Annotated in this window: 17 protein-coding genes; 11 read left to right on the forward strand and 6 right to left on the reverse strand. The window is 38.2% G+C overall.

Annotated elements, in window-relative coordinates:
* The first annotated feature begins 7 nt into the window (after positions 1 to 7).
* The 6 genes from C564_RS0104475 to narI all read left to right on the forward strand — a co-directional run bounded on the left by C564_RS0104475 (position 8) and on the right by narI (position 8,177).
* Positions 8 to 679 (forward strand): NAD(P)H-dependent oxidoreductase, encoded by a 672-nt coding sequence (locus tag C564_RS0104475; RefSeq protein WP_018764555.1) that lies wholly within the window; start codon positions 8 to 10, stop codon positions 677 to 679.
* A gap of 172 nt (positions 680 to 851) precedes the next feature.
* Complete coding sequence (locus C564_RS0104480) at positions 852 to 1,544, forward strand: Crp/Fnr family transcriptional regulator (RefSeq protein WP_016116713.1); 693 nt, start codon at positions 852 to 854, stop codon at positions 1,542 to 1,544.
* 216 nt (positions 1,545 to 1,760) lie between these two features.
* Positions 1,761 to 5,444, forward strand: coding sequence for a nitrate reductase subunit alpha (locus C564_RS0104485; protein ID WP_018764556.1), 3,684 nt, complete (start codon positions 1,761 to 1,763; stop codon positions 5,442 to 5,444).
* The gene (gene narH / locus C564_RS0104490; protein ID WP_018764557.1) at positions 5,434 to 6,909 is read left to right on the forward strand and encodes a nitrate reductase subunit beta; all 1,476 of its coding nucleotides are present in this window, start codon (positions 5,434 to 5,436) and stop codon (positions 6,907 to 6,909) included. The genes C564_RS0104485 and narH overlap by 11 nt, the downstream gene beginning before the upstream one ends.
* A gap of 18 nt (positions 6,910 to 6,927) precedes the next feature.
* Positions 6,928 to 7,458, forward strand: a complete 531-nt coding sequence (gene narJ, locus C564_RS0104495; protein ID WP_018764558.1) for a nitrate reductase molybdenum cofactor assembly chaperone — start codon at positions 6,928 to 6,930, stop codon at positions 7,456 to 7,458.
* 17 nt (positions 7,459 to 7,475) lie between these two features.
* Positions 7,476 to 8,177, forward strand: coding sequence for a respiratory nitrate reductase subunit gamma (narI, locus tag C564_RS0104500; RefSeq protein ID WP_018764559.1), 702 nt, complete (start codon positions 7,476 to 7,478; stop codon positions 8,175 to 8,177).
* 73 nt (positions 8,178 to 8,250) lie between these two features.
* On the opposite strand, the gene C564_RS0104505 is transcribed toward narI, so the two are convergent.
* The 5 genes from C564_RS0104505 to C564_RS0104530 all read right to left on the reverse strand — a co-directional run bounded on the left by C564_RS0104505 (position 8,251) and on the right by C564_RS0104530 (position 12,274).
* Positions 8,251 to 9,036 (reverse strand): YHYH domain-containing protein, encoded by a 786-nt coding sequence (locus C564_RS0104505; protein ID WP_018764560.1) that lies wholly within the window; start codon positions 9,034 to 9,036, stop codon positions 8,251 to 8,253.
* 403 nt (positions 9,037 to 9,439) lie between these two features.
* Positions 9,440 to 9,760: a hypothetical protein gene (locus tag C564_RS0104510; RefSeq protein WP_003201175.1), complete on the reverse strand. Its 321-nt coding sequence runs from the start codon at positions 9,758 to 9,760 to the stop codon at positions 9,440 to 9,442.
* 18 nt (positions 9,761 to 9,778) lie between these two features.
* Positions 9,779 to 10,006 carry a spore germination protein gene (locus C564_RS0104515; protein WP_033794772.1) on the reverse strand — a complete coding sequence of 76 codons (228 nt, stop codon included), beginning with the start codon at positions 10,004 to 10,006 and terminating at the stop codon, positions 9,779 to 9,781.
* Between the two features lie 135 nt (positions 10,007 to 10,141).
* Positions 10,142 to 10,447 carry a rhodanese-like domain-containing protein gene (locus tag C564_RS0104520; protein WP_003201171.1) on the reverse strand — a complete coding sequence of 102 codons (306 nt, stop codon included), beginning with the start codon at positions 10,445 to 10,447 and terminating at the stop codon, positions 10,142 to 10,144.
* A gap of 708 nt (positions 10,448 to 11,155) precedes the next feature.
* Positions 11,156 to 12,274 carry an alpha/beta fold hydrolase gene (locus C564_RS0104530; protein ID WP_018764562.1) on the reverse strand — a complete coding sequence of 373 codons (1,119 nt, stop codon included), beginning with the start codon at positions 12,272 to 12,274 and terminating at the stop codon, positions 11,156 to 11,158.
* Positions 12,275 to 12,476: 202 nt separating this feature from the next.
* Here C564_RS0104530 and C564_RS0104535 point away from each other — a divergent pair, with 202 nt between their 5' ends.
* The 5 genes from C564_RS0104535 to C564_RS0104555 all read left to right on the forward strand — a co-directional run bounded on the left by C564_RS0104535 (position 12,477) and on the right by C564_RS0104555 (position 17,440).
* Complete coding sequence (locus C564_RS0104535; RefSeq protein WP_018764563.1) at positions 12,477 to 14,438, forward strand: spore germination protein; 1,962 nt, start codon at positions 12,477 to 12,479, stop codon at positions 14,436 to 14,438.
* 16 nt (positions 14,439 to 14,454) lie between these two features.
* On the forward strand, positions 14,455 to 15,549 hold the full coding sequence (locus C564_RS0104540; RefSeq protein WP_003201357.1) for a spore germination protein: 1,095 nt from the start codon (positions 14,455 to 14,457) through the stop codon (positions 15,547 to 15,549).
* Positions 15,525 to 16,604, forward strand: a complete 1,080-nt coding sequence (locus C564_RS0104545; protein WP_018764564.1) for a Ger(x)C family spore germination protein — start codon at positions 15,525 to 15,527, stop codon at positions 16,602 to 16,604. Before C564_RS0104540 ends, C564_RS0104545 begins: the two co-directional genes overlap by 25 nt.
* Positions 16,605 to 16,729: 125 nt before the next feature.
* Positions 16,730 to 16,915: a hypothetical protein gene (locus tag C564_RS0104550; protein WP_003201353.1), complete on the forward strand. Its 186-nt coding sequence runs from the start codon at positions 16,730 to 16,732 to the stop codon at positions 16,913 to 16,915.
* Positions 16,916 to 17,011: 96 nt separating this feature from the next.
* On the forward strand, positions 17,012 to 17,440 hold the full coding sequence (locus C564_RS0104555; RefSeq protein WP_003201351.1) for a haloacid dehalogenase: 429 nt from the start codon (positions 17,012 to 17,014) through the stop codon (positions 17,438 to 17,440).
* 331 nt (positions 17,441 to 17,771) lie between these two features.
* On the opposite strand, the gene C564_RS0104565 is transcribed toward C564_RS0104555, so the two are convergent.
* Positions 17,772 to 18,629, reverse strand: coding sequence for a hypothetical protein (locus tag C564_RS0104565; RefSeq protein WP_018764565.1), 858 nt, complete (start codon positions 18,627 to 18,629; stop codon positions 17,772 to 17,774).
* Positions 18,630 to 18,706 lie beyond the last annotated feature (77 nt).

Here is an 18,706-nt window from a genome sequence, read left to right on the forward strand (position 1 = left end):
TATTTAAATGGAACATACAAAAGAAGAAATTTTAAAAGCTTATCAATTTAGACATGCATGTAAAGAATTTGATGTAAATAAAAAAGTCTCTGATGAAGATTTTCATTTTATTTTAGAAACTGGTCGACTTTCTCCAAGTTCATTTGGTTTTGAACCTTGGAAATTTGTTGTGATTCAAAATCAAGATATTCGCAACAAACTTCTCCCTGTGGCTTGGGGAGCTCAAAAACAATTACCAACAGCGAGCCATTTTGTCGTTATATTAGCTCGTAAAAAAGAAGATATGATTTATGACTCTTCCTATATTTCTAACTTCATGAAAAATATTCAGCAGCTTCCCGAGGAAGTCGTAACGATGAAGCGTGGTTTTTATAAGGCGTTTCAAGAAACTGATTTTCAATTATTAGAAAGCGACCGTGCCATGTTTGATTGGGCTTCTAAACAAACATACATCGCTCTTGGTAATATGATGACTGCAGCTGCCCAAATCGGCATTGATTCTTGCCCAATTGAAGGGTTCCATCAAGAAAAAGTAGAAGCGATTTTAAAAGAAGAGGGAATTGTTTCAGGTGATACATTTGGTGTGTCTGTTTTAGTTGCTTTTGGTTATCGAGCGGAAGAACCAAAACGTGATAAAACTCGTCAAACAATGGATATGGTTGTTGAATGGATTAAGTAATGTAAAAGAAAAGAGTGTCTACAAAGGACACTCTTTTTTTCATTGTGAAAAGTGCACTTGTTCACTGCTAAAAATAAACTTATTACTTATAATAAAAAGATATTTCTTGCATTTTCACCATATTTACATCCAAAATAAGAAATAGACTGCTTTAAAAAGAAAGGTGATTGCTGTGACAAACCGTACGGCATTATCGGAAGACTTAAAGGAATTACTTGCATCTGTTGAATATAAAATGCAGATTAATAAAGGAAGTTATATTTTCCAAGAAGGTGTGGAGGCAAAAGAACTCTATATCGTCCGCTCTGGAAAAGTACAGATTAGTAAAATTAGTGCTGACGGACAAGAGTTAACACTTCGCATTTGTTCAAAACACGATATTATCGGGGAGTTAACATTATTTACGGACAATGCAAAATATTTATTAAATTCGAAATGCCTGGAAGATGTTGAAGTTGGAGTCATTAAACGAGATGCTTTAGAAAAGGCATTGCTTGAAAAACCTGCTCTTGCATTTGAATTTATGAAATGGATTAGTGAACATTTACGAAGAATGCAAACAAAATTCCGTGATTTAGTGTTACATGGAAAAAAAGGAGCTCTTTATTCCACGCTCATTCGCATGACAAACAGTTATGGCATATTAAAAGAGAATGGTATTCTTATCGATCTACCTTTAACAAATCAAGAGCTTGCGAATTTCTGTGCAACCTCACGTGAAAGTGTAAACCGTATGTTAAACGATTTAAAAAAACAAGGAATTATTTCTATCCATAAAGGAAAGATTACCATTCATAATTTACAATTTTTAAAATGTGAAATTGCTTGTGAAGATTGCCCTACCTCTATTTGTAGCATTGAGTAGCCTCTCTATTTGAGATGCTACTCTTTTTTCTTTCTCCTTTACTCTACATAAAAAACTCTCTCTGTACTGTGCAAAATGTCACAACCTTTCAGAATTTTTTTAATATCAATCTGATTTTTGACAATCTGTTGAACTGTGATAGATATCACATCTCTATTTTGCATGCTCTCTTATAGTGAAAATAAGCAAGAGAGACGCAATAAAGGAGTGAACAGTATGAAAAAGAAACCTTCAGCATTAATGAAACGTTTAAAATATTTTTCTCCGATAGATCGCTATAACGACAATCATACACAAGAAACATATGAAGACCGTGAATGGGAAAACGTGTATAGAAAACGATGGCAACACGATAAAGTAATCCGTTCTACACACGGTGTTAACTGCACTGGTTCTTGCAGCTGGAATATTTATGTGAAAGATGGAATTGTAACTTGGGAAGGTCAAGAACTGAACTATCCTTCTACCGGCCCTGATATGCCAGATTTTGAACCGCGTGGATGTCCGCGTGGGGCAAGTTTTTCTTGGTACATTTATAGTCCACTTCGCGTGAAATATCCATATGTACGTGGTGTCCTTTGGAATATGTGGCAAGAGGAACTTCAAAATCACAAATCACCGCTAGACGCTTGGAAAAGCATTGTGGAAAACCCTGAAAAAGCACGTACTTATAAAGAAGCGCGTGGTAAAGGCGGCTTCATTCGTGCTAGTTGGGATGAAGTATTACAACTAGTCGCTGCTTCCTTACTATACACAGTGATCAAATATGGTCCAGACCGAAATGTTGGTTTCTCACCAATTCCAGCTATGTCGATGTTAAGTCACGCTGCTGGTAGCCGCTTTATGCAGCTCATGGGTGGCCCTATGCTCAGCTTCTACGATTGGTACGCTGACTTACCACCAGCTTCTCCGCAAATTTGGGGTGATCAAACAGATGTACCTGAAAGTAGTGATTGGTACAACTCTGGTTACATTATGACATGGGGTTCAAACGTACCAATGACAAGAACACCAGATGCCCATTTCTTAGCGGAGGTACGTTATAAAGGAACGAAAGTCGTTTCCGTAAGTCCTGACTTTGCTGAATCCACAAAATTTGCTGATGATTGGATTAGCGTAAAACAAGGTACAGACGGTGCGCTTGCGATGGCAATGGGACACGTCATCTTACAAGAGTTTTACGTAGACAACCAAGTGGAATACTTCACAAATTATGCAAAACAATATACTGATTTTCCGTTCTTTGTCACATTAAAACAACAAGGAGACCAATTTGTTGCAGATCGTTTCTTAAACGCGAATGATATTGGTCGTGAAACAAAGCTTGGCGAATGGAAACCTGTTCTTTGGAACGAAAACACCAATAATTTTGCAACGCCTCATGGCACAATGGGGTCACGCTGGGATAACGAAAAGAAATGGAACTTACGTTTAGAAGACGAGCAAACAGGTGAAAAAATTGATCCACGCCTTTCTTTACTTGGCATGGAAGATGCAGTTGAAACTGTACAAATTCCATACTTCTCCGATGACGGAAACAAAATATTAGAGCGAACAATTCCAGTGAAAAAAATTGCAACAGAAAAAGGCGACATTTTCGTTACAACTGTGTACGACTTAACGTTAGCAAACTACGGTGTCAACCGCGGACTTGGCGGGCAAGAACCGAAAGACTTCAATGATGATGTTCCATTTACACCAGCATGGCAAGAAAAAGTGACCGGAGTAAAACGAGAACTGATTATTCAAATCGCTCGTGAGTTTGCTCAAAATGCTGTTGATACAAATGGACGCTCGATGATTATTGTCGGCGCTGGTATTAACCATTGGTTTAACTCTGATACGATTTATCGCGCGGTTCTAAATCTTGTTCTTTTCGTTGGTGCACAAGGTGTAAACGGTGGCGGTTGGGCGCATTATGTTGGGCAAGAAAAATTACGTCCGGCAGAAGGCTGGCAAACAATTGCAATGGCAAAAGACTGGCAAGGTCCGCCGAAATTACAAAACGGTACATCCTTCTTCTATTTTGTAACAGATCAGTGGCGCTATGAAGATACACCGGTTGGCCATTTAGCATCGCCAGTTGTCGGCAACTCACGCTATCAACATCACGGTGATTACAATGTGTTAGCTGCTCGTCTTGGTTGGTTACCTTCTTATCCAACATTCGAGAAGAATGGAATTGAACTATATAAAGAAGCTGTCGCTAGTGGCGCAACAACGGGGGAAGAAATCGGAAAATATGTTGCGCAAAAGCTAAAAGAAAAAGAACTTAAATTTGCAATTGAAGACCCAGATAACAAAAATAACTTCCCGCGCAATTTATTCGTATGGCGCGCAAACTTAATCTCAAGTTCTGGTAAAGGGCACGAGTATTTCTTAAAACATTTATTAGGTACAACAAACGGATTAATGAATGACGATAGCGATTCATTACGACCAGAAGAAATAAAGTGGCATGAAGAAGCACCTGAAGGAAAGCTTGATCTACTGATTAACTTAGATTTCCGTATGGCTGGAACAGCACTTTATTCTGATATCGTCCTTCCTGCCTCAACTTGGTATGAAAAACACGATTTAAGTAGTACAGATATGCACCCGTTCGTACATCCATTTAATCCGGCAATCGGTTCACCGTGGGAAGCACGCTCTGACTGGGATATTTTCTGTTCCCTTTCTAAAGCAGTCTCTGATTTAGCAACAGAACTTGATCTTGATCCGATGAAAGAAGTTGTGGCAACACCACTTCTTCATGATACACCGCAAGAATTGGCACAGCCGCTTGGCAAGATTAAAGATTGGAGCAAAGGTGAGTGTGAACCAATACCAGGAAAGACAATGCCGCAAATTCATGTTGTAGAACGAGATTATAAAACAATTTATGACAAGATGACAGCGCTTGGACCAAACACTGGGAAGCAGCCAATTGGTACGAAAGGGATTTCTTGGTCTGCAGAAAAAGAATATGAACAATTAAAGAGTCGATTAGGCGTTATTCGCACTGACTCTATCGCCAAAGGATGCCCTGATATAACAGAAGCAATCAATGCTGCTGAAGCGGTGTTAACCCTTTCTTCTACAACGAACGGTCATATGGCTGTAAAAGCATGGGAAGCTCTTGAAAAACAAACAGATTTACATCTGCGTGATTTAGCAGAAGAACGCGAAGAAGAATGCTTTACATTCGAACAAATTACTGCGCAGCCAAAAACGGTGATTACTTCCCCTGCCTTTACTGGTTCTGAAAAAGGGGGACGCCGTTACTCACCATTTACAACAAATGTTGAGCGCCTTATCCCTTGGAGAACGATAACTGGACGACAATCGTTCTACTTAGATCACGATATGATGAAGGAATTCGGTGAAACAATGGCAACATTCAAGCCAATCTTGCAACATAAACCGTTCCGTAAATCACGCCCTGAGGTAGAAGGAAAAGAAATTACACTAAACTATTTAACACCGCATAATAAGTGGTCGATTCATAGTATGTACTTCGATTCCTTACCGATGTTAACGCTGTTCCGTGGTGGTCCAACTGTTTGGATGAACAAAGATGACGCCGCCGAAGCTGGTGTTAGTGATAATGACTGGATCGAATGCTTTAACCGTAACGGCGTTGTCGTAGCACGTGCCGTTGTAACGCACCGCATACCAAGAGGAATGGCCTTTATGCACCACGCACAAGACCGTCATATTAACGTGCCTGGTACAAAATTAACGAGCAACCGCGGAGGAACGCATAATAGCCCAACCCGCATTCATGTAAAACCAACACATATGATTGGTGGATACGGTCAATTAAGCTATGGATTTAACTACTACGGTCCAACTGGTAACCAGCGTGACTTAAACGTCGTGATCCGCAAACTGAAGGAGGTAGATTGGCTTGAAGATTAAAGCGCAAGTCGGAATGGTAATGAACCTAGATAAATGCATCGGCTGCCATACTTGTAGCGTAACGTGCAAAAACACCTGGACGAATCGTCCAGGTGCTGAATATATGTATTTCAACAACGTGGAAACAAAACCTGGGATTGGTTATCCAAAACAGTGGGAAGATCAAGAAAAATATAAAGGCGGCTGGGAATTAAAAAACGGTGAAATCCAGCTAAAATCCGGTTCAAAAATGAAACGTCTCATGAACATTTTTCATAATCCAGATCAACCTACAATCGATGATTACTTTGAACCTTGGAACTATGATTATGAAACATTAACAAATAGTCCGCAGCGAAAACATCAACCGGTAGCTCGCCCAAAATCAGCAATTACTGGAGAGTTTATCGACAAAATTGAATGGGGCCCAAACTGGGAAGACGATTTAGCAGGCGGACATATAACAGGCTTGCAAGATCCGAACGTCAAGAAAATGGAAGAAGATATTAAAACAGATTTCGAGAATGTCTTTATGATGTATCTGCCTCGCATTTGCGAACATTGTATGAATCCATCTTGCGTTTCTTCTTGCCCATCTGGAGCGATGTATAAACGTGAAGAAGACGGGATTGTCCTTGTTGATCAAAATGCATGCCGCGCTTGGCGATTCTGCGTTTCTTCTTGTCCATATAAAAAAGTATATTTTAACTGGCAAACAAATAAAGCAGAAAAATGTACAATGTGCTTCCCGCGTATCGAAGCTGGTATGCCAACGATTTGCTCTGAAACATGCGTAGGACGTATTCGTTATATTGGGGTAATGTTATATGACGCTGACAAAGTAAAGGAAGCCGCTTCTGCACCAAACGAAAAAGATTTATATGAATCTCAGCTTACTGTCTTCTTAGATCCAAATGATCCAGAAGTAGCTGCGGAAGCAAAAAAACAAGGTATTCCTGAAGAATGGATTAAAGCGGCTCAAGAGTCACCAATTTATAAAATGATTATTGATTGGAAAATCGCCCTTCCTCTTCACCCAGAGTACCGGACAATGCCGATGGTTTGGTATATTCCACCGCTTAGCCCGATTATGAATATGGTGGAAGGGAAAGGAAGCAACTGGCAAGCAGAAGAAATTTTCCCTGCTATTGATAATATGCGTATTCCAATTCAATATTTAGCTAACTTACTTACTGCAGGAGATGAATCACATATTCGTCTTACATTGAAAAAAATGGCTGTTATGCGAACTCATATGAGAGCACTGCAAATTAATAAAGAACCAGATGAAGCTGTATTAAAAGAACTCGGTTTAACGAAAGAAGATGTAGAGGATATGTATCGTCTTCTTGCGATTGCAAAATATAAAGACCGTTTCGTTATCCCTACATCTCACCGTGAACAAGTTGCAGATTTATATAGTGAACAAGGAAGCTGCGGCCTTTCCTTCACAGGCGGCCCAGGTTCTTGTATGACACTCTCTTAAACTAAGGAGGTAATAGCTATGAAACAAGGTTTACAAACTGCTTTTTCTTGTGCTTCCTTCCTTCTCTCCTATCCTGAAACAGGATGGAGAGAAGCTTTACCAGAACTACAAGAAACAATTGATACGATTACACATGAAGAAATTCACACGTTGCTTACAGCTTTCATCAAACAAGCTCAAGAAAAAACAAACGATCAACTCATTGATTCTTACGTATATACATTCGACTTTGGAAAGAAAACAAATATGTATCTCACTTACATGAACACAGGTGAACAAAGAGAGCGTGGAATTGAATTATTAGAGCTAAAACAACACTATCAAAAAGCTGGCTTTGCGGTAACAGATAAAGAACTACCTGATTATCTACCGCTTCTACTTGAGTTTCTCGCAAACGCAAATAAAGAAGATAGCGAACCAATTATGAGTAGATACACGAAAGACATACAAGCATTGCACGGACAGTTAAAAGAAGCAAATTGTATGTACGAACCAATTCTTGCTGCCATTCTCCTCGCCATCGATGCCTGGGGAGTACAAGCGAATTAGAAAGGAGTGTCGTCAAAATGATGGATCAATTTTTATGGGTGCTGTTCCCCTATATCATTTTCGCAATCTTTATCGGTGGACACATTTTCAGATACAACTATGATCAATTTGGCTGGACATCAAAATCTAGCGAACTATTAGAGAAGAAAATGCTCCGAATCGGAAGTTTACTCTTTCACTTTGGCATTATGTTCGTAATCGGTGGACACATCATGGGAATATTAATACCAGAATCTATATATACCTCTTTCGGCATTTCTGAGCATATGTATCATATAGTCGCTATCGGCTTTGGTCTTCCTGCAGGAATTGCTTCAATTGTTGGTTTAGTGATTTTAATGTATCGTCGCTTTACAGTAAAACGCATTATCGCAACAAGTACAAAAGGAGATTATGTCGCCCTCGTCCTCTTGTTCATTGTAATGTTAGCAGGTCTATCCTCTACATTTTTCAATATTGATGCAAAAGGATTTGATTATCGAACAACAATTGGCCCATGGTTCCGCAGCCTCTTTGTTTTCCAGCCGAAAGCAGAATATATGGCAGAAGTACCTATTTGGTTTAAAATCCATATCATTGCAGCGATGGGGCTCTTTGCAACATGGCCATTTACAAGACTTGTACATGTCTTTAGCGTTCCAGTGAAATATTTACGCCGTAGCTATGTTATTTATCGAAAAAGACAACCTATTGAATCTGAAAAAGCAAAAATCCAATAAAAAATAGCACCTATCCTATAAAAATAAGATAGGTGCTATTTTATTTTTCCGTTAATCTTCCATGTTCATTTTACTATTTATTCGGATTCCAAGCACCATTACTTTCGAAATAGTACTTTACTCCTTTAATGAGTTGCCCACCTGTTTGCATTGCCCCACTTCCGTTGAAGTAGTACCATTTTCCATCAATTGCTTGCCAACCTGTTTGCATTGCCCCGCTTCCGTTGAAGTAGTACCATGTGCCGCTAATTGCTTGCCAGCCTGTTTGCATTGCTCCGCTTCCGTTGAAGTAGTACCATGTGCCGCTAATTGCTTGCCAGCCTGTTTGCATTGCTCCGCTTCCGTTGAAGTAATACCATGTCGTACCTACTTGTTGCCAGCCTGTTTGCATTGCTCCATTTCCGTTAAAGTAGTACCATACGCCTCCTACTTGTTGCCAACCCGTTTGCTTCACGCCGTTTGTATTGTAGTAATTCCATACAGATCCATTTTGTTTCCAACCTGTTTGCACTGTTTGACCTTGTTGCATCGCACCGTTAGCACCAAGTCTGTAACCGTCAATCGTTGTATTAGCTGCCATTTGGCCATTACCATAAAAATAGTACCATGTACCCTTAATTTCCTTCCAACCTTTCGCTTTCGTTCCATTTTGATCATAGAAATACCACTTTCCATTATCTTGTTTCCAATTGTTATGATAATGGTATTCTCCTGTTTCAAGCCCATATTTTCCACAGTTTGTTCGGCAAGTATGTCCACCGTTTTTATCCAATCCACCAGGGCTTGCATAAGCAGCTGTCGTCGATCCCATAATTGTTAGACCAACTGCCATCGCTAAAACTTTCATATTCTTTTTCATAGATTCACTTTCCCCTTCTCTTTATCTATTTATCTACCAAGCATTATTATATGATAACCGAATGATATTAATAAAGAATTGTGTTTTTGCATATTATAAAAATATAAATTCCCAGACTTCTAATATTCTCTATCTATTAAAATAATGCGTTTCCTTTTATAAATCGTTTTACTAGGGCAGTATCTGGCACTAACCCAAATAAATAGTGACTTTATATTATTACTAGGTGAACCTCTTGTTTCTATTACAACAAAGGTATTGAACATCCAATTTATCCCGCTATTTGCAGGCAGCAAGCCCCCACCTTTTCCCTCTCCTTGTTCTCCTTGACAACCATATGTACGAAAAAGACGTAAACAATGAAAAAATAAGAAAATCCCCTACTTTTAGTAGAGGACTCTTTCTATAAACCTGGTACAGAATCCAAGCTATCCGCATTCGGAACAGCTTGCATAGTACCTGACGTGTTGGCACTTGGAGCGGTATTCGTGCTCATACTTGTTCCAATCGCTGAACCTTTCGTATACGTCGTTGTCACTACATCCCCTGGGTTCAAGCAAAGATTTGTTGCCGTTCCTATTACAGTCACAACATCAATACAAGTTGGCCCTGTTGCTCCACTATATGTCTTTGATGCAACAAATGAAGTATCCCGCAAGTTATCCCCCGTAAATAAATTCCCATAGTTATTTACAATCACAAACTCTTTAATATTTGCCGGCATGACCAGTCAACCTTTCTGTTATGAACCTAATGTTAATTCACTTGTTTCTAGTGGTGGAAGGAATTCTGGCGTCCTAGGAGTAACTGGCGGCATCCGTTTTCCATTCAAAAAAGTAGCGATGCTCGATCCACCAGAACCAGCATATATTTTCGAAGCAGCAAATGGTTCAATAGTATAACAATCACCTACATTAACAGCTCCTGTGTTATTAACAATCTTTATTTTACGAATTCGCGCACTCACCATCCTCCCTCCTTTCTATATAAATCGATTATAATCGCAGGAATTGTTGCTCACTCATATGCGAAAAACAATTCTTGTATACACTGTATGCAAAAGAAAAAAACTTGAAACAGACGCGTTTCAAGTTTTAAAAATGAATTATTGAATTTCACCTTCATATTGCAGCATACCGCCGACCATATTCACTGTTTTAAACCCTTGTTCATTTAAATAATGACATACATTTTCACTGCGCATTCCTGATCGACAAATAAAAATATACTCATTTTCTTTATCAAAGAATTCCACTTTATTTGGAATATCACCCATTTTAATATGTACAGCTTCTGGAATTTTCCCTTGTGCTACTTCCTCATCTTCACGTACATCTACTAAAAATAACGTTTCCCCGTTTTCTAAGCGCTCTTGCACTTCTTCTGTTGTAATTGTTTTTACTTCTGTCATATGTCGTTCCTCCTTAATATAATTAAAACTTTAACGTATTTCCGAAAGAAGTCCCCACTTCAAAACGCGTTCGTATTTAAGTGAAGGATAGTTGACGTAGTAAATTTTTTCTCTACTCATCTATTCATCACCAATTTTAGCATGGAAAATTACGAACGCAAAGAAGTGAAACTTCCATCATTTGCATTATTCCTCAACTAATTTGTAAATTTATTACATTTACAAATCTACCTCTCACATTGTATCCTCAATATACTTGTTTTACGAAAGGAGTCGATCGACATGACACTTTTTCTTTTCATTATAGGTCTCATTTTTTTAATTCTCGCTATCATTTCACTCGGTATATTTAACAAAAGAAGACCCACACGATCCTCTCAAGAACGAGCATTCTTTTATTTATTACTTAGTATCGCTTGCCTTGGATTATGCATTGCTACATACGTCTTCCGTTTAAAAATCATCTAAAAAGAAGGTGCTCGCTTAACGGCTCGCACCTTTTTTCACACATTGCTATATATTCATTTCAATTTTTCAAGCGTATAAGTCGCGGCTCCGAAGAACCAAAAGTGACCGCTACTTGTTTTCTCTCTTTGTTTTCACTTGGCACGGGGCAGGAAAAGGAAAAGGGGCTAATCGCTTCTATGCATAGCCAGATGCTCTCTTCCACCTAAAGATTAGGTTTTATGTGTTTTTTTCAATTTGCACTTATACAAACACTCTTCTCTTTAAAAACTCATCCACTTTCTTTTCAAATAAATGAACATCAAATACACCAGCCATATGGCCATTAATACTTTCAATCTCATAAACCTCTGCGTATTTCCCTTGTTTCTGGAGCAGCTCTACCATTTCATAATTATAACGAGAAGGTTGCAGTAAATCTTGTTTACACGGAATCATAAGCACATCTGCCTCTATTTGAGAAAGTGCCTCTTCTAAAGAGGAAAAACCGTGTGCAAGATCATGTAATAACGTTGCTTTCGCTGTATACATCCATGAATTTGCATCCACAAAAGTAATATTTTGAAGTGTCAATGCATTTATATTTTGTTCAAATGAAGTCCGTGCTGAGAAATTCTCATAAGGTAGCGTTTCCGTACTATTACGCAGAAATGTCGTTTCATAATAGTGAGCATCAAACCCATTTATAAACATCATTTTCCCTGCTAAATGCAGCCCTTTCGTCGGCTGTTCATCCCCATAATTTCCATCATTCCATTTTGGATCTAACTGAATAGCTTCAATTGCATTTTGCAGAACATTAACCGATGTCACAACCGGATTTTGCGGATTCGTAATTACACCAATCATTTGCTCTACCATATGGGGATAACGAACAGCCCATTGCTGCGCAATCATTCCACCAGCTGATGGTCCGATTACCGTATGTAACCTTGTAATTCCCATTGCATTCACTAATTCATATTGCACACGTGCTACATCTAAAAATGTAAATACCGGAAAACCCATCCCATATTCAGATCCCGTTATTGGATTAACTGACTTTGGTCCCGTTGTAATCACGTAAGGATTTTTCACTTGTACATTACAAAGATTATCGGTACATATCACAAAATAGCGATCGGTATCAATTGCTTTACCCGGTCCAATCAGTCCGTCCCACCAACCAGGAATGAGATCTTGCTCCGTATATTTTCCTGCCGCATGGCTTGTTGCACTAAAATAATGACAGACTAAAATCGCATTTGATTTTTCCCGGTTTAATTTACCGTACGTCTCATATCCAATCTGAACAGGGATCTTTATGCCATTTTCAAATGTAAACTTTTTTAAATGAAAGCTTTCTTTTTTTACATACATCATAAATTTCTACTCCATTGTAAATACGTCATTATATATCAATCCTCCATAACAAATCTATCCCGTTTACCAAAACACTTTTACGTTTCCAAAAGAAACCCTTCTTTTAACAAAAAGGATTTTTGATTCCCCATAAACATGTGCATAATATACAAAATACGCCATAAACTAACATTATCTTACATGAGTTAAAGAGGGAATACGTATGATATGGAAATGGTTTCGAAAGAAAAAAAAATCAAGTAAAACAGATTCAAAAGAGCAAAATCAAACTACTAAACAAGACGCGCAAACACAAAACAAACAACATCAATCTGCTCAAGGTACTAAACAAGACGCGCAGACACAAAACAAACAACATCAATCTGCTCAAGGTACTAAACAAGACACGCAAACACAAAACAAACAACATCAATCTGCTCAAGGTACTAAACAAGACGCGCAAACACAAAACAAACAACATCAATCTGCCCAAGCTACTACACAAGACCAGCAAACACAAAACAAACAACATCAATTTGCCCAAGCTACTACACAAGACCAGCAAACACAAAACAAACAACATCAATCTGCTCAAGCCACTAAACAAGACGCGCAAACACAAAACAAACAACATCAATCTGCCCAAGCTACTAAACAGGACCAGCAAATACAAGGCAAGCAGCAAAATAATAGTAGCAATAGCATTTATGATTTCAGTAAACCCGAGAAAGAAAAGGTTCACTCTCTTCAAGATTTATTAGAAAACCTAAAAACATCTAGTGATTTTGTAAGTTATCACACATCAGATGATGAAACAATGCCGTATTGGATTTCTTATTACCGGCCATCGCTTGATGGTGAAAAATTACAAAAGTATTTAATGCCAGCTTTATTAGAGCATACGTGTTCTACATTAGAAGAATTAAAAGAGCATATTCCAATGAGCGGAATTACGATCACAAATGATCTTCAAAAAATCGAAGATATGGTTTTAAAAGGGCACGCTATCGTACAGTTACATGAACAAGATCAAAAATGTATCTTAGCAAATATCACAATTGATAATTATCGGGCGCCATCTATTCCATTAAATGAATCTACAGTTATTGGTCCACAAGAGGGATTTGTAGAGGATATTGATACGAATCTTAACTTAGTACGTAAACGCCTTCCAGTGTTAGCACTACAAACAAAAGAGGTTATCATTGGGACATTCTCTAAAACAAAAGTTGTCATGATGTATTTAGAGAACCTTGCTGAAAAAGACAGTGTTGATTATTTAGAAGAGTCACTTCGTACAATTGAATACGATCAAATCAACGACAGTTCCTATATTCAAGAATTGATGGGAGAAAAATCAATCTTCCCACTATTTATTAATACAGAACGTACAGACCGAGTAACGACCGCATTAATTGATGGAAAAATCGCTATTTTTGTAGATGGTTCACCGAGCGTCTTACTCACTCCTGTTTCATACTTTGATTTTTTTGTTTCACCAGAGGATTACAACGTATCTTGGCTTTACGCTACGTTTTCAAGATTTTTACGACTCATTGCTGTTCTGTTTTCCATCTGCGCAGCACCATTATATGTTGCCATTTTAAGTTATCATTACGAATTAATTCCAAGCGATTTACTCGAAACATTAATTTTATCAAGAGCACAAGTTCCTTTCCCACCTTTAATAGAAGCACTCTTTCTAGAACTGGTTATTGATTTACTTAGAGAGGCTGGGGCTAGACTACCAATGAAAGTAGGCCAAACACTCGGTATTGTAGGCGGTATCGTAATCGGACAAGCATCTGTACAAGCAGGACTAACAAGTAATATTTTGTTAATCATTGTCGCCTTATCCGCGTTAGCTTCCTTTATCACACCGATTTATAAGATGGGGAACGCAGTTCGCTTACTACGATTCCCATTCCTTTTATTTGCAGAATTAGGTGGACTATTCGGAATTTCACTAGGTTTTATCTTTTTATTTACTCATCTATTCAGGCTTTCTTCTTTACAGAAACCATTCGCGCTCTTTTATCCAGCAAGGCGACAATCACTAAAAGACTCTTGGATTCGGTTTCCATTATCTATGATTGATACACGAGATATTCAAGCAAGGCCGCAACACGTAAAAAAATCAGCACATGGGATTTCAACAAAACATACATCTGATTTTGATGAATAAGAAACGAGGTGCACATATGAGTAAAGTCAAAACAAAATATCAAATATCTCCTATCTTTGTTTTCTTCTTGATTCATAGTGCACAGTTCGGCGCTGGAGTTCTCGGATTTGCACGCATTATCGCAAAAGCGGCTGGATATGATGCCTGGATAGGAGTTGTTATAACCGGAATCATCATTCACCTTCTCGTTTGGATGATGTATTACTTATTAAAAAATACAGAAGGCAACCTAATAGATCTTCATCACCAAACCTTTGGAAAGTGGCTCGGTAATGGCATTAATATTGTATTCATGCTGTATTTTTTGGTTGCGAGTATATCCGTTGTTCGAACGTATGTCGAGATTGTTCAAGTATGGATGTTTCCTACCGGGTCCACTTGGATGTTCACCGCCTTTTTATGTTTATTAAGTTACTACATCATCTCATCAGGATTCCGCATCATCACTGGTATCTGTGTCGTTTCAATTAGTGGGACACTAGGTTATATTTTTCTTAGCCTGTTTATGTTAAAGTACGCGCATTGGGAAAATTTACTTCCTGTTTTTACGCATTCTTTTGGACGTATTTTAAAAGCATCTCAATTGTCAATTTATACTATGACGGGCTTTGAAATTTTTCTTATGGCATACCCATTTGTGAAGAATCCCGAGAAATCTCATAAATTTGCACAATATGGTGTATTATTCTCTAACATTTTATATTTATTTAGCACGATTTTGGCATTCGCTTTTTTTAGCGAAAAACAGTTATCAAAAATGATTTGGTCTCAGCTTTCCATGACACAAGTTATTCAATTACCCTTTATCGAACGACTAGAATACATTGCCATCTCCGGCTATGCACTTGTAATTCTTACAAGTTTTATTCTTCCATTATGGGCTGCTACAAGAGGAACGCATGAAATCTTTCATGTAAAGCAAAAATACATTTTACTTTCTTTCATGTTCATTACAATTATTGTGTCACAACTTTTAACAAACAGGCATGATATCAACGATTTTATTAGTTATACTTCCAAAGTTAGTCTTTGGCTTATATATGTTTACATCCCAATCTTATTTCTTATCGTGTGGGTGAAAAGAAAATGGAAAAAATCAAGAGAAAACTAATTCTTCTTTCATGTATTTGTTTATTCACCATAACAGGCTGTTTGCAAAAAAATATTGTTGATGATGTTCAGTTAATTCAAGGGATTGTTTTTGATGCAGCAAAAAATAATAAAATAAAGGTGACATCAGTTTGTCCGGTGCAGCGAAAAGGAAATAAAGTACAGGTCTATGAAGGAATAGCAAATGCCGTTAAACAAGTAAAAGCTGATACTTCTTTGGAATCATCTCAACCATTTGCAAGCGGACAAATGCGCGTTGCTTTATTTACTACAAGAATTGCTAAAAAAGGATTGTCGACCTCCTTTGATACACTAATTCGCGATGTCAGCATCGGAAACTCAGTGTATGTTGGATTATTAGAAGGAAACGGACTTGAGCTGTTAAAAGGAAAATATTCAACTTCATCTAATGTGGCTATCTATATAAAAAAAATGCTAGAGCATAACATGCAAACAGGCCCCTTACCAACTGATAATTTATATTTAGGTGCATTTCGTTATTATCGTGAAGGCCAAGATTCTTATATGCCTATCCTAAAAAAGAGTAAAGACAAAATCAAAATCACTGGCATTGGACTTTTAAAAAAGGATAAGTATGTTGGAAAAATTGATCAACAAGATATGTTCGTATTTAAGGGGTTATTGGAAAAACATCGGTTAGATTCACACGAGTTTAAAATTAATAATGGATATGTAATGATTAATAATATTCGTTCCAAACCAACATATATTGTAAATGTAAAAACTGGAAAGCCTTCCTTTTTAATTAAAGTGAAAATAGATGCACGCATTCTAGAACTTTCGAAACAAGTAAACCTAGAAAATAAAAAGAACACAAAGAAAATATCACGAGAAGTTGAAAAACGCTTAAATACTAAAGCCACAAAACTCATCAAAAAATTCAAATCTCTAGATGTTGATCCTCTTGGGCTTGGAGCTAAATTTAGACAAAGGTATCGACCATTTAAATTAGATGAATGGAAAAAAATGTATAAAGATGTTCCTATCACAGTAAAGTATGAGGTTGATATTACAAATTCAGGTGTAATCGAATAATATGAAATATAGTTTCCTCAAAATGTCAGATAATGATTGAACTCCTCTTCCGGGCATGATACAACGGAGAGAGGAGTTTGTTGATAATACTTACATAAAGAAAAAAGATATTTACGGGGGAGCTTATGTCTAAAAAGTTAGTAAAACCTATTTTAAATGGTATTCTGTTTCTCGGCGTCTTTTTATTTGCTCATACATACTTAAAAAATGTTTCATTTACACGTTATTTACTTGTTGTCGTACCGACGCTACTTGTTGGGATGTTCGGAATTGATCTCGCTTTATCATTTTTAATAAAGAAAGAAGAGTAGGGAAAGAACATCTTATTTTATAAGGTGTTTTTTTTATTAAACAATCTCCTTATGTTACAATGAAACTCGGCACAAAACGAGAAAGGATGAAACAACATGGCTAACGAAAAAGGTTTAGATAAAGGATATGAACTTGTTGCAAAAATGCACGAGGTATTTGGACACCCTGTTACAGATGTACCAACAAAATTAACAGAAGAACGCGCAAAAATTCGTGCAAGCTTTATGCAAGAAGAGTTAGAGGAATTTTTAGAAGCTAATACTGTAGAAGATCAATATGATGCGTTAATTGACCTTATCTATTTCGCATTTGGAACATTTGCAGAAATGGGAGTTCGTCCCGATAAAGGCTTTGAAATTGTAAACAATGCAAATATGGCAAAACTATTCCCTGACGGAAAACCACGTTTCCGCGAAGGCGATGGCAAAATTTTAAAACCAGAAGGCTGGCAAGCACCAGAACCACAGTTACGTGCTGAAATTGAGCGTCAACGCCAAGAAGCATTAGCAAAAGCAGGGAAATAAGATTGAATAGGCTACTATTCGCGAGAAGTTAAGACCCGCACTTATGTCTTATTTTTTCGAGCGAACGATATGTCGTGTCGAAACGCCGATATATCTGAAAAAGGAGCTCTCTTTATGAAGAGAGCTCCTTTTTGTTTATTTTTTCTTCTTTTCTGTCGGTTGACTTTGTTTAGCAAAATTAGATGAATCATCGAAATTCGGTTGCTTTTTACCAGCATTATTACTTCTACCTTTTCCCATATGTAATGCACCTCCTCTCCTCCTTACTATTCCCAAAATAAAAAATCCCCTTGCGCACAAGAGAATTTTTTTATGTTTTTTATTTACTCTATTAGTGTCCGTGTCCAGCATGCCCTGCCGCGCCCGCTGTTCCTGCAGTACTTCCTGCACTTCCCGCTCCGCCATACCATGTTTGCTGTTGTTGATGTTGTTGACCATGGTGTTGATGCTGGCCATGGTGTTGATGCTGACCATGGTGTTGATGCTGACCATGGTGTTGATGCTGACCATGGTGTTGATGCTGACCATGGTGTTGTGTTTGATATAAAACAGCCTGTGGATGAATTTGATGGTGACCATGATGATGTACTTGTTGCTGATGATGACCGTGTTGCTGGTGGTGACCATGATGTTGGTGGTGACCGTGATGTTGGTGGTGACCATGATATTGGTGGTAACCGTGATGTTGGTGGTGACCGTGATGTTGGTGGTGACCGTGATGGACGTGATGACCATGAATCATTTGTGGACCTACTCCTCCTACTAGAATAGGAGCAACACCACCAAATCCTGGTTGCGGACCAACTGCTGCAGGGAAGCCAGATTGTGCCCCGCCTACAAATGTTGGAAATGTAGTTGGTGCCCCTACAGGAACTCCACCTTGTGCTCCTCCTACAAATGCCGGAAATGTAGTTGGCGCTCCTACAGAAACTCCACCTTGCGCTCCTCCTACAAATGCCGGAAATGTAGTTGGTACTCCTATAGGAACTCCACCATGCGCTCCTCCCACGAATGTTGGCATTCCGGTTTGCGCTCCAGCTACAGATGTAGGAACTCCTTCTGATGATCCGCCCATCCATGTTGGGTTCCCGCCATATCCTTGTTGTCCAGCTCCTCCCATTAGCATTTGTGCATAGCCATCCTCACCTATCATAAAGCCGTGCGATGCGTTATTATCCATCCCTTTCATTTCTTTCACCTCTTTCTCTCAATTTAACCTGCCTTTGTTATCATATTTCTCATACAAGAATAGGTGTTTGTCTATAA

The sequence above is a fragment of the Bacillus sp. 105MF genome, assembly GCF_000374885.1.
Classification (GTDB): Bacteria; Bacillota; Bacilli; order Bacillales; family Bacillaceae_G; genus Bacillus_A; species Bacillus_A pseudomycoides.